The sequence below is a fragment of the Paenibacillus barengoltzii G22 genome (assembly GCF_000403375.2).
GTDB lineage: Bacteria > Bacillota > Bacilli > Paenibacillales > Paenibacillaceae > Fontibacillus > Fontibacillus barengoltzii.
In genome coordinates, this window is the sequence record NZ_KE159653.1 from 1,104,911 (window position 1) to 1,117,051 (window position 12,141).

General features: G+C 55.8%; 10 protein-coding genes. 4 read left to right on the forward strand and 6 right to left on the reverse strand.

Annotated features, from left to right (window positions below):
• The first annotated feature begins 296 nt into the window (after positions 1-296).
• On the forward strand, positions 297-1,274 hold the full coding sequence (gene ku / locus C812_RS13420; RefSeq protein ID WP_016313192.1) for a non-homologous end joining protein Ku: 978 nt from the start codon (positions 297-299) through the stop codon (positions 1,272-1,274).
• Between the two features lie 49 nt (positions 1,275-1,323).
• Here ku and C812_RS13425 read toward each other — a convergent pair whose 3' ends face one another.
• Positions 1,324-2,271, reverse strand: coding sequence for an ATP-dependent DNA ligase (locus C812_RS13425; RefSeq protein WP_016313193.1), 948 nt, complete (start codon positions 2,269-2,271; stop codon positions 1,324-1,326).
• A gap of 212 nt (positions 2,272-2,483) precedes the next feature.
• Between C812_RS13425 and ligD the strand changes: the two genes are divergently transcribed.
• On the forward strand, positions 2,484-3,383 hold the full coding sequence (ligD, locus tag C812_RS13430) for a non-homologous end-joining DNA ligase (protein WP_016313194.1): 900 nt from the start codon (positions 2,484-2,486) through the stop codon (positions 3,381-3,383).
• A gap of 34 nt (positions 3,384-3,417) precedes the next feature.
• Here the strand turns inward: ligD and cls are convergent, their stop codons facing one another.
• Positions 3,418-4,848 carry a cardiolipin synthase gene (gene cls, locus C812_RS13435; RefSeq protein WP_016313195.1) on the reverse strand — a complete coding sequence of 477 codons (1,431 nt, stop codon included), beginning with the start codon at positions 4,846-4,848 and terminating at the stop codon, positions 3,418-3,420.
• Between the two features lie 181 nt (positions 4,849-5,029).
• Here cls and C812_RS13440 point away from each other — a divergent pair, with 181 nt between their 5' ends.
• Entirely contained in the window at positions 5,030-6,028 is a 999-nt protein-coding gene (locus C812_RS13440) for a M23 family metallopeptidase (protein ID WP_016313196.1), read from the forward strand.
• 32 nt (positions 6,029-6,060) lie between these two features.
• Entirely contained in the window at positions 6,061-6,474 is a 414-nt protein-coding gene (locus tag C812_RS13445) for a bactofilin family protein (RefSeq protein ID WP_016313197.1), read from the forward strand.
• A gap of 95 nt (positions 6,475-6,569) precedes the next feature.
• Here the strand turns inward: C812_RS13445 and C812_RS13450 are convergent, their stop codons facing one another.
• From C812_RS13450 to C812_RS13465, 4 genes are all read right to left on the reverse strand, one after another.
• The gene (locus C812_RS13450) at positions 6,570-7,340 is read right to left on the reverse strand and encodes an ABC transporter permease (protein WP_016313198.1); all 771 of its coding nucleotides are present in this window, start codon (positions 7,338-7,340) and stop codon (positions 6,570-6,572) included.
• Positions 7,333-8,247, reverse strand: a complete 915-nt coding sequence (locus C812_RS13455) for an ABC transporter ATP-binding protein (RefSeq protein ID WP_016313199.1) — start codon at positions 8,245-8,247, stop codon at positions 7,333-7,335. Before C812_RS13455 ends, C812_RS13450 begins: the two co-directional genes overlap by 8 nt.
• Before the next feature lie 266 nt (positions 8,248-8,513).
• Positions 8,514-10,385 (reverse strand): ABC transporter ATP-binding protein, encoded by a 1,872-nt coding sequence (locus tag C812_RS13460; protein ID WP_016313200.1) that lies wholly within the window; start codon positions 10,383-10,385, stop codon positions 8,514-8,516.
• A complete protein-coding gene (locus C812_RS13465) occupies positions 10,382-12,100 on the reverse strand; it encodes an ABC transporter ATP-binding protein (protein WP_036625435.1) in 1,719 nt (572 codons plus the stop codon). The genes C812_RS13460 and C812_RS13465 overlap by 4 nt, the downstream gene beginning before the upstream one ends.
• Positions 12,101-12,141: the final 41 nt, after the last annotated feature.

Consider the following 12,141-nt stretch of genomic DNA (forward strand, 5'->3'; position numbering starts at 1 on the left):
CTGCAGGCATATAACGTCTCTGGTGTCCGTTAGAAAGTCATGGTATCTGCTCCAGCAACCTGCCCACATCACCACGTCCACAATATCCGTTACAGCAACATTTCGTGCTGCCTCAAATCCTTGCTAGGCCTGTCCTCATTATATCGGTCCACTGCACCCCCCGCAACCGCAGAACACCGGAACGAAGATTCACTCCCCTCACGTAAATAGAAAATAGATTTCAAACCATACTACGGATTAATAGCAAATTTGCCTGCGACGATTTTGAAGGATGCACAAAGAAAGGGGTTTACACGATGCATACCGTCTGGAAAGGAGCGATCAGCTTCGGGCTGGTCCATGTACCGGTCAAAATGTTTTCGGCCACCGAAGACAAGGACATCTCCATGAAATACATCCATAAAGTGTGCGGCAGCCCGATTTCGTATGTACGGCGTTGTCCGGCGTGCGACGTTGACGTGAATTGGGAAGATATTTCGCGCGGTTATGAATACGAGAAGGGCAAGTACGTTCTATTTGAAAAAGAAGAATTGGAGCAGTTGTCCGCCAACGCCGAAAAAACGATCAAGATCATCGATTTCGTGGATTTGAAGGAAATCGATCCGATTTATTTTCAGAAGACGTATTACTTGGCGCCGGATCAAGCCGGAGGGAATGCGTATCAACTGCTGCTTGAAGCGATGCGGGATACGGGGAAAATCGGGATTGCCAAAATCGCCATCCGCTCCAAAAGCAGCTTAGCTGCCATCCGCGTGATGGAAGGGTGTTTAGCGATCGAAACGATCTTCTATCCAGACGAGATCCGCCCGATCTCCCAAGTGCCTAACTTGCCGGAGAACGTTCAAGTGAACGACAAAGAGCTGACGATGGCCAAAATGTTGATCGAACAGCTGTCCACCCCATTCGAGCCGGAGAAATACACCGACGACTACCGCGAAGGGTTACTACAAATGATTGAGCAAAAAGTCGCCGGCGAGGAAATCAGCTTGGCTCCGGCCAAGCCGGAGACCAACGTCATCGACCTCATGGCGGCGCTGCAGGCGAGCATCGAGGCAGTCAAGCCGCCGGTGGCGACCGATCCGGGTCCCGCCGCTGCGGCTCCAGCCAAGCGGACGCGGAAGACCGCCGCCAAAAAAGCCAAGGCCGAGGACGAAGCCGCCTCCGCTGCAGGAAAGACCAAAAAGGCCGGGGCGGATCACGAGACCGTAACGCCAACCGTTGCCGTGAAGCCGAAGCCCAAGCGCCGCACCACCACCAATCCGGAGGCAAAATAGAGCTAAGGCCTCATCGTCACCGCTTGTTGCTCGAACCAGCCAGCCGTCACTACACGCTTTGCTCCATATGACAAGCCTCAGGCGGGACATTCGCCCATCCTTGGATAATCGGGTGGCGCATCGTGCCGCCGGGCGTCCACTCCAGGAACTGCACCTTTACCGTTAGGGCCGGCTGAATCCAGACGGCCCCTTTCATGCGTTCAGGGACGTTGGCAAACGGACGGTCCGGGATGATGAGCGGCTTTACGTTTTCAGTCAGGTCACGCCAGTCCGCCGCCCTCCATTTGCCGCTGCCGGCATGGCCGATGTAGATGAAGCGTCCCTCTGGGTCGTACAAGCCCAACAAGATGGCGTTCACCCCGCCGTCCCGGTAGGTCACCCCGCCAATGGCGGCATACAGGTCGCGGGCCAGCTTTTTCTTGACCCAACGAGCATCCTTGCCTCCAAACGCATAGGTGCTGTCGAGCCGCTTGGATACAATCCCTTCCCAGCCCCGTTGCTTCATCAAGTCAAACAGCAGCTCCCCGTCCGCCACATTGGGGACGATCTGCACCCGCTCAGAAGGGATGACCAGCTCCTGCAACAGCTGTTGGCGATGCGTTAACGGCTCTCCATTTATCCACTTGCCGTCATAATGCAAGATGTCGAAGATCATATAGATCGCCGGAATCCGCTGAGCTGCAAAGCGAATCTCCTGCTCTCGCCGCAAGCTGTCCCGCCGCATGATCTCATGAAACGATGGCTTGCCGCCGGAGAGGGCGATCATCTCACCGTCAAGAATAACCGAATGCGCCCGGCAGAATTCCCGCGTATCCAGAAACTCCGGATACTGCATACTTCGATCATTGCCCTTGCGGTTGATCAGTTTGACCTCGCGGCCGTCATTATAGGTTAACATCCGCACTCCGTCCCATTTGACCTGGGCCACCCATTCTTCGCCTTGAGGAATCGACTCGCTGCGAATCGGTTCAAATGGGATGATCGGTTTCCATTCCATGCCGCTTCTTCACCTCCCCGCTCCAATGTGCCCATCCTGGTTCTTACCTTCTCCAAACCCGAACAGCCGCTTGCTCCCCAGTTTGCCCCTGCCTCTCTTGAGCCATTCCGGACGTTCGTTCGCTCATAGTTTCCTCGCCCTCAGGCAAGCCTAGAATCAACAACCCGAAGCAGGCGAACATCTTTCATCGATTCCAGCAAGGAGGAACCGTTATGCCCCGAACGATCAAAGGAACGATTACCGTCGAAGGCGAAGAGATTCCCATCTCTAACCCGGACAAGCTATTGTGGCCCGAAGCCGGCATCACCAAGCAAATGTACTTGGAGAAGCTGGCCGAGCTGTCGCCTTACCTGCTGAAATATTGCCGCAACCGTCTGCTGACGACGATTCGTTATCCCGGCGGCATTCACGGCAAGTTTTTTTACCAGAAAAATGCCCCCGAACCGCTCCCGCCCTTCGTCCACACGGCCGTTCATGAGAACATCAATTATGTCGTGCTTGACCGGCTGCCGGTGCTGCTGTGGCTGGGCAACCTAGCTTGCATCGAATTTCATCCGTCTCTGCATTATGTCGGGGAGGAACTGCCGTGCGAATGGATGATCGACCTCGACCCCACACTGGAGGACGAACCGCGGATTATGGAGGCCGCGGCTTTGGTTGGAGATATTTTGACATCTCTGGGCTTGCAATCGGTGCCGAAGACGTCAGGTGCCACCGGCGTACAGATCATCGTGCCGATCGAATACGGCATCACCTTTGACGAGCTGCGGATGGTTGGGCATTTTGTCGCCCGCTACGTCACCGAGAAGCACCCTCACCTATTTACCATTGAACGGCTCAAAAAAGACCGCGGCGACAAAATCTACTTCGACTATTTGCAGCATTACGCCGGCAAAACGCTGGCAGCTCCCTATACCCCGCGCGCCCGGGAAGCCGCCAGCGTATCGACCCCGCTGACCTGGGATGAGGTACGGCAGAACCCGAGGCCTGCGGATTTTAACCTGCTGAATATCGGTCAACGCCTGAAGGAGCGGGGAGATTTGCTTGAGACCGTCCCTCCCCAGTCCCTTCAGCTGATTTTGCAGCATTTAAAATCTCCTGTCCGGGCCTAACGATGGAACCTATCGCCGCAATCGCTGCTAACCGCTACAACAACGGCGACAGCAGCCGTGCCAGCAGTTCCAGCATTTTCTGCCCTTGCGGCCGCTGAGCGAATTCCTCCAACACCACTGGGCTCGAATCGAGCAGATCTTGCTTGAAGTCGCTCTCCAGCCGAGCGATGGTCCCCGGATCCAACAACAACGCTGTCATTTCGAAGTTATAAAAAAAGCTGCGCATATCCATGTTCGCCGTCCCGACCGAAGCGAGCAGATCGTCGATGATCATCACTTTGGCATGAATAAAGCCCTTCGTATACTGAAAGAACTTGACCCCGGCCTCGAGCAGCTCCTCCACGTAAGACAAGGAAGCCAGCTTCACCAAGCGACTGTCCGAATGGTAAGGCATGAGGATGATCACTTCGATTCCGCTTAATGCCGCCGTTTTCAGGGCGGAATATACGCTGGGGTCGGGAATGAAATAGGGCGAAGCGATCCAGATCCGGCGCTTCGCCACCGCAATCGAATTAAAGCACATTTCATGAATCGGGTTGCGCAGCAAATTGGGTCCGCTGGTCAAGATCTGCACCTGCTCCTGACCAGACCCTTCATGGGGCGGAAACAGAGCGAGGTCTCCAAGATCCTGCCCCGATGCCAGCAGCCAATCCTCCAGGAAGGTGAGCTGCAAATAATAAACCGAATCTCCATTCAGCTGCAGATGCGTGTCGCGCCAGTACCCCATTTTTTCATAAAGACCGAGATAGTCGTCGCCCACATTTAATCCGCCTACGAATCCGAACTTCCCATCCACCACAAGAATTTTCCGATGATTGCGATAATTGACCCGGCGGTTCAGCATAGCCACTCGGGCCGGCAGAAAGAAGAAGACCTCCACCCCGGCTGCCCGAAGCCGCTCAATAAATGCATGCTCCAGCTTAAAGCTTCCCAGACCATCGCAGATCATCCGGACCTTGACCCCTTCCCGGGCTTTCCGGATCATCACTTCGGCAAAGGCCGAGCCAATCATGTCGCTGCGGAAAATATAAAATTCCAGATGAATATGATCTCGTGCTTGTTCCATCCGCTCCAGCATTGCCCCAAACGCTTTTTCCCCGGAGGAATACACTTGCGTTTGATTTCGGCCAGTGATCGGATTGGCCGCATGGTGCGTCAGCAGCTGATACAGCCGCTCCTGATGATGCATATCCGGGTTGCTCATCTCCTGCAAGCGGACCGGACTTGCCAAGTGATTGCGCAGCAGCATCCGTAAGCTAAGGAATGGGACGGGACCCCGGTGCAGCAGTTTTTTGCGCTTCCGATAGTCCCGGGCCATGAAATAGTAGAGGACGGGACCTAAGGGTGGGCACAAAAACAAGATAAACATCCAGGCAACCGCTTTGGCGGGATTGCGGAATTCCAGCAGCAGGATCAATGCAACGTGTACGATAAAAAGAAGTAAAATGCCAATCAGCCAGAGCATGCCTTCCACCCTCCCCTGCCATCATCATTAACCATCCGGCCTACGGTTTATTCATGTTAGGTTTCGAAATTTAACGGATTCCGCCGTATTTATATTAGACAGGACCCGTTTTTTTGACATGTTTTAAGAATCATAGGAATAGATAAGTTATAGAACCAACGAAGCGTAGGGAGGGGATGCCATGAGGAGCGTAAGCGTACCGAATCCCAACCGGATGACGCTGCTTGTCCTTCGGGATGCCAATCGGCCCGTCAAACAGATGCAAGTCTCCAAGCCGCTTGTCGTTGCCGTGCCTTTGCTGGCGCTGCTGTCCATTTCCGGGCTGATCGTCAGCCTGCAAGTTCGCTCGGAACAGACCGTTTCTCGCCTGGAACATCAGCTTGAGCAGCAAACCCTGGCCTTTGAAGCGGTGGTGACCAACAAGGATGAAGCGATTCAGCGCTTGCAGAACGAAGTGATCTCCTTATCAAGCCAGTCCAAGGAAATGATGGAACGGATGGAGCGGGTAGCCGAGCTTGAAGCCGAGCTGCAGAAATTTATTGATAAATACGGAGATGGGGATGCGAAGAATCTTGGCAAGCTGTCTTCGTTGTCCTGGGACGAGACGCTGGACGCTCTAGGGGACAGCGGGGTTGGCGGTGAGTTCATCGCTGTGCATGACAATGAGATTGAGAGACTCGCAGCGAGTACGCGAGACGAATTTGCCGCGATGAACGAAATGCTGGACGAGATGGAGAAGCACGTTCCGCTCACCTTGAAAAAAGCGAAGCAGACCCAATACTCCCTCTCGGGCACACCGTCGGAATGGCCCACGCTGTCCACTCGGCTAACCTCGAATTTCGGGTACCGTACCGATCCCTTTACCGGCCGAGCCGCATTTCATGCGGGCATCGACATTGCCGGTAAAGTCGGAGACCCTGTGTATGCCGCTGCGGCCGGCAAGGTCATCACTGCCGACCGGGACGGGTCCCACGGCAAATACATTGTGATTGAGCACCCGGGCGGCCTGCAAACCTGGTACATGCATCTCAGCGACATTGATGTTTCCGTAGGGGATGAGGTGAAGAAGGGGGCCAGCATCGGCAACTTGGGCAGCACCGGACGCAGTACCGGACCCCATCTGCATTTTGAGATCGTCAAGGGCGGCAAAGCCGTTGACCCGATGCCTTATTTGAAGTAATCCGCATGTGGAAAGGAAGTTGATGAAGCGCTATGTTCAAAGACAAGAAAGCCCCTCGTCTGACCGATACCCTGATCGGTCAGGGCAGCTTGGTGGAAGGCAAGCTGGAGTGCAAGTCCAATCTGCGTGTGGAGGGTCAAATTCACGGAGAAATTGATTGCAAGGGACAGGTCATCATTGGCGAAACCGGCGAGGCTATCTCCAATATTAAAGGCGCCGATGTCATCGTCGCTGGCAAAGTGGTCGGTGATATCACCACCACCGGGAAACTCACGATTACGGCCAGCGGTCAAATCGACGGCAACGTGGATGTGGCCAAGCTGATCATCGTCGAAGGCGGGCTGCTGAACGGTTCGAGCAAAATGGAACGGGTGGCCGCCGCTGCTGCCCCAACGGCCTCTAGCGGCAAAGGCAAGGTCAAGAAAGCACGCCCTGAAGCAGGTTAAAAGTGAATCCGTGATAGATAAAGAAGCTCCCGCCGATGAGAAAGGCAGGAGCTTCTTTTATGTGCTACTTATGATGCTCATACAGCTTGCGCAACTTACGCCGCTACGTCGCGTTTTTTAAATACAAGCCAAGCCACCGCCAGGAACAGCAGGACGTAAACTGCCAGCACCGTAATAGAGAAGCCCAGCGTCATTCCGGCCGGCCCGACCTGCCCCCCGCGATATTGACCTAAGTCCATATTGGTAAACAGCAAGTATTTGGCCCAAGCATAACGCGACGGATGGAACAACAACGTAAAGATGTTGCCTGCAAACAAGATGAAGATCGACAGCCCGATCGCGATACCGCTGGAGCGAAAAACCGTCGACAGCATAAACGAAAATGCTGCAATGACCAGCAGATCAACATAGCTGTACAGCAGGCTTTCCAGAATCCGGCTTAAGGGGCTGTCCCCCAGATATTGCGACGGCTCATTCGAAAAGATCAGGAACGAAACAGCCAGCGCGATGACGAAAAATACCGCGCTCATCGCCAACGTAAATAACAGCACAGCCAGCAGCTTGGACAGCAGCACTTTCGTCCGCGTCCATGGTCGGATCAGCAGCAGCTTGATCGTTCCCCAGGTGAACTCGCCGGCTACGATATCAGCGGCAATCACAGCCGCATAGATGCTGACGAGATAATACAGGAAGCTCAGTTGGTCCAACGCATCCCAGGCGCTCATCCGCTGGCTTCCGCCGTCCAGCGAGAACAGCACCCCAAACAGGATCGTCAGCAAGACAAGCAGCCCGAACATGATCCAGGTGCGAACCCGCCGATAAATTTTCATATTTTCGTTTTGGACCAGCGCGAGAAAATTATTCAATGTCCTTCCCTCCCGTCAGCTCCAAGAATTGATCCTCCAGCGAACGCGTCACCGCCTGGATGGCGTACACGTCAATGCCCGCCATGACCAGCTTCGCGTTGATCTCCGCCACTGCTTTCCGGTCGGCAGATACGATTAGTCGGCCGCCTTCGAGGTGTCCGCCTTCGATCAGCGCCGCTGCGCGCTGCGGATCGCTTACGTCGAAGGCCGTTTCCAGTGCCCGGCCTTCGGCAGCTTCCGGGTGCAGGGACTTGACATCCACCAGTCGTCCCTGCTGAATGACCGCGACCGTGTCGCACATCAGCTCCATTTCCGACAGCAAATGGCTGGAGACAAACACGGTCGTTCCTTCCTCCCGCGCCAGCGCCCGCAGATAATCGCGGAGCTCGCGGATGCCTTGCGGGTCGAGCCCGTTGGTAGGCTCGTCCAGCACCAGCAGCTTCGGCCGATGCAGGATGGCCTGCGCTACGCCCAGCCGCTGGCGCATGCCCAGCGAATACGTCTTAACCTTGTCATGGATACGGTTCTGCATGCCAACCCGCTCGACCGCCTCCCAGATCCGTTCTTTCGTGACTCCTGGAGACATGCGAGCATAATGCAGCAAATTCTGGTACCCGGTCAGGAACTTGTACATCTCCGGGTTCTCCACGATGGCGCCGACATGCGAAATCGCCTCTTCGAAACGCTCCTTGATGCTGGCTCCCTCGATCAGAATATCGCCTTCCGATATCGACATCAGGCCAACCATCATCCGGATCGTCGTCGTCTTCCCGGCTCCGTTAGGCCCCAGGAAGCCGTACACTTGTCCTCTCGGGATGTCCAGCGTTAATCGATCGATCAGCGTCTTACTGCCGATGCGCTTGGTGACGTCCCGCATGCGTACGACGGGTTCCTGCGTCAACTCCATAGGATACTCCCCACTCTCTTTGCGAACTGTATCCCGTTCAATCAGGATAATTTCCCCTATTCTACCATAAGGTTTCCGTCAGCTAAAGCTCCGGGCAGTGATGAGGGACTGATAGCAAGCTGACATAGGTCCATCGCCCCAGCGAAACATCCGGACGATTAACCCGGGCGATCAACTCGAAAATGACCCGGGATTGACCCGGGTCATCATAACCACTAGCTGCCCTTCAGACCACCAATGAGCGCCTGGAGCTAGATTCGGACGTCTCATGCACCGTCTGTCTGCGGCTCCTCGCCGTACCAAAGCTGGCGGAAGCTGGCGCTGGTGGCGAGCAACTGCTCCGCCGTGCCTTCGGCTTCAATCGTGCCGTCCTTCAGCACGATGATATGGTCCGCGTGCGAGAGCGCGGCCTTGCGGTGGGACACCACGAGGCAGGTGGCCTCGCCTCGGGATTGGAACAACCGCTCCCACAGCTTCCGTTCGGTCTCGACGTCGAGTGCGCTCGACAAGTCGTCGAACACGTACAGCTGTGCCTCGCGCACGAGCATCCGGGCGGCCGCGGTCCGCTGGACCTGGCCGCCGGAGAGCTTGACCCCGCGCGGTCCGACCATCGTGTCGAGGCCGTGGGCGAGCTGCGCCACGTCGTCTTCCAGCACGGCGACGTGCAGCGCTTGCGTCAGGCTGCTCTCGTCCTCTGGCAGCCCGAGCAAGATGTTGTTCCGCAGCTTGTCGCTGTACAGGCGCGGGATTTGCGCCGTATACGCACTTTGCGGCGGAACAAAAAAGTCAGCCGGCGTACGGACAAGGCGGCCGTTCCAGCGGATCTCCCCGGCTTCCGCCGGCAGGAGGCCGAGCAATGCCCGCAGCAGCGTCGTTTTGCCGGAGCCGATCATGCCGGTCACGACCGTAAACGAGCCGCGCGGCAGCCGCAGGCTGATGTTCTCGATGCCCCGGCCGGTCTCGGGATAGCGATACGTCAGTCCCCTTGCCTCCAGCAGCTGCAGCGGCTCCACCGGCAGATGGGCAGCCATCCGATGTGGTTCCCCCTGCACTAATGCGAGTTCCGACAGAGACGGCTCCAACCTCGAGCCGCTTAACGCCGTTGCCGCGCTCTTCATCCCGTGGTCAGCATCGGACGCTCTCCGCTTGCCGATCCCGATGTATGCGGGAGCCGTCAACAACTTGGCGGGGGCGCCTTGAAGCATGTGCTTCAAGCGGGAGAAGCTGATCGCCATCTGCTTATAAAACGTCATAAAGTTCCCAACGTTCGAAATCAACTGCGTGACAAAGGTTAAGTAATAAATGAACAGTGACAAGTCACCGACGGAAAACGAACCGCTCCGCATCTTGTAGCCGGCCAACACCAGAATCAGTCCGGTGCCGAGGTTAACGGAGTTCGTAAACACAGAGGACAGCGATTCAGTAATCAGCTTGTCCTTGACCATCATCTTCCGCCGCTCATCGCTCAGCCGTTCGAACCGCCGGACGATCCGCTCTTCCGCTCCAGCGACTTGAATCGCCTGCACGTTGGCGAACATCTCGCTGATAGAGCTGGTCACATTCGCCGTGGCAGTGCGGCTGGCAGCCCGGTACTTCTGAATGCGCGCTGTCGCAATTTGCGCCGCGGTCACAACCAGAATGAGCGGGACGAAGACGAAGAACGTCAGCTGCGCATCGATCGAAATCAAAATATAACTGGAGATGATCACAAAGCCCATCAGGCCAAACATATCCACCGACCAGCTCATCGCTTCTTCCGCTTGATCCACGTCATCCCGGAAGTTGCTGATCGCTTCCCCCGGGGCGCAAGGAATTGCTTTGGCGCCGGGCTCCCGGAGCACATGGGCCAGCATATTCCGCCGCAGCAGCATGCTGATCCGGAATCGGTAGCTGCCGTCCGTAAAGCAGCCCACAGCGATCATCGCGATGCGCGCCAGCGCCACACCGATCAGCAACGCCGTTAGACCCTCCACTCCAAACGGGAGGTTGACGTTGCCTTCTAGGTTATCAAAGAACGCCTTCGTAATCAGTCCCGGAAGCAGCGGAATCATATGGATGATCGTCCAAGAGAGCAGGTTCGCGATATAAATCGCCGGTCGATTCAGCAGCAATCTCCAGAAAAAATGCCGCGTACTCATGCCAACACCTCCTCCAGACCAACGGACAACATTCGGCTGAATCGAGAGCTTGGATCAGCCGCCAGCTCTTTGCGTGGTCCATATTCTACGATTCGTCCGTTCTCCAGAATAAGGATATGATCGGCGCGTTGTACCGTCGATAAACGGTGCGCGATCATCATGCACGTCCGCGACTCCAACAGCCGGTTGATCGCGGTCTCGATTCGTTGTTCGGTCAGCGGGTCGAGGCGCGAGCTGGCTTCGTCCAGAATCACCAACCCTGGATTCGTCAGGAATACCCGGGCAAATGCCAGCAGCTGCGCTTCACCTGCCGACAGGCTGCCCCCTCCGGAGGAGAGCACCGTATCCAGCCCATCCGGCAAGGCCGCGTACCATTCCTGCAATCCCAGCTCATTTAACACGGCGATGATGTCCTCATCTCGGATGCTTTCATCAAACAAAGCCAAGTTATCGCGGACGGTGCCTTCCATAATCTCGATATTTTGCGTCACCATCGCCACCTTGCTCCGCAGCTCGTGCAGCTTGCACTCACGGATATCGATGCCTGACAGCTCGATCTTGCCTTGCTGTGGATCGTAGAAGCGCAGCAAAAGCCGTGCCAATGTCGATTTGCCGCTGCCGGTGCGGCCCAGCAAGCCCAGCGTTTCCCCCGGCTTCAGCATCAGATCTATGTTCTGCAGTGTCGGCTCCCCCTCTTCCTCGTACGAGAACGTCAGCCGGTCGATTTTTACGGATAATGGCCCCTTCGGCAACGGTGCACCTGGACCGTCAGTAATCCGTGATTTCGTATTCAGCAGGTCCCGGACACGGATCAGGCTGGCGTCGGCTTTTTGCAGATCATCCAACTGAGTACGGATCTTCTCGATTGGCTGAGCCAACAGTTCCGTGTAATAAAACACGAGGTAAATCGAACCGATCGTCAGCTCCCCTCGTCTCCATAACCAGGCGCAAACCAGAAAAGCAGCGGCATTACCCAGGGCGAATACGAGAATCGTTGTCCCCCACATCATGCCGAAGCCCACTGATGCGCGAACGCGTACCGGCAACATCCGCCGTGCCATCGCATAGAAGCGCTCCAGCACGTAACCGGCAGCTCCATTCGCCCGGGTATCCTCGGTACCTTCCAATTGTTCGCCGATAAAGCCGTAAAGCTCGGCATTTTGGGCGCGCCATTTGGTCCACACCGGAACCATAAATTCGCGAATTATCCGAATCATGAAGATAGCGCCAACGACAAACAAGCTCATGGCCGCACCAATCCAGATGCTTTCACGGAACAACAGCAACAGGATGCCCGTCATCAGCAGTAAATTACCGATCATATGGATCAGGAAGCTGGAGAAGAAGTTGGCCAGCGCATTGACGTCCCCATCCACCCGTTCAATCAATGAGCCGGAGGTGTTCGATTTATGGAACGACATATCCAGCGATAGACAATGTCTGACGAGGTCTGCCCGCAGCTTGTTCGTCGTGGTCCAGCCCAGGTTCTCACTGAAGTAAGACGCACACACCGATACGAGCTGCTGAACCAGAGAGAAACCGATGAAGAGTCCCGCCGCGATATATAACGGTTTCAAGCTTCCTTCCCCTTGGGCGGTATCGATAAAATAACGAATGACTTGCGGATTGATCAGCTGCAGAGCAATCGAGATCAACAGCAGCGCAGCCATTTTAATTAGCAGCTTGCGTTGCGTGAACACGTATTTCTCCAGCATTTCGCGATAATGCCCGAGAGGTCTCGTCCTTCGTTTGCCGC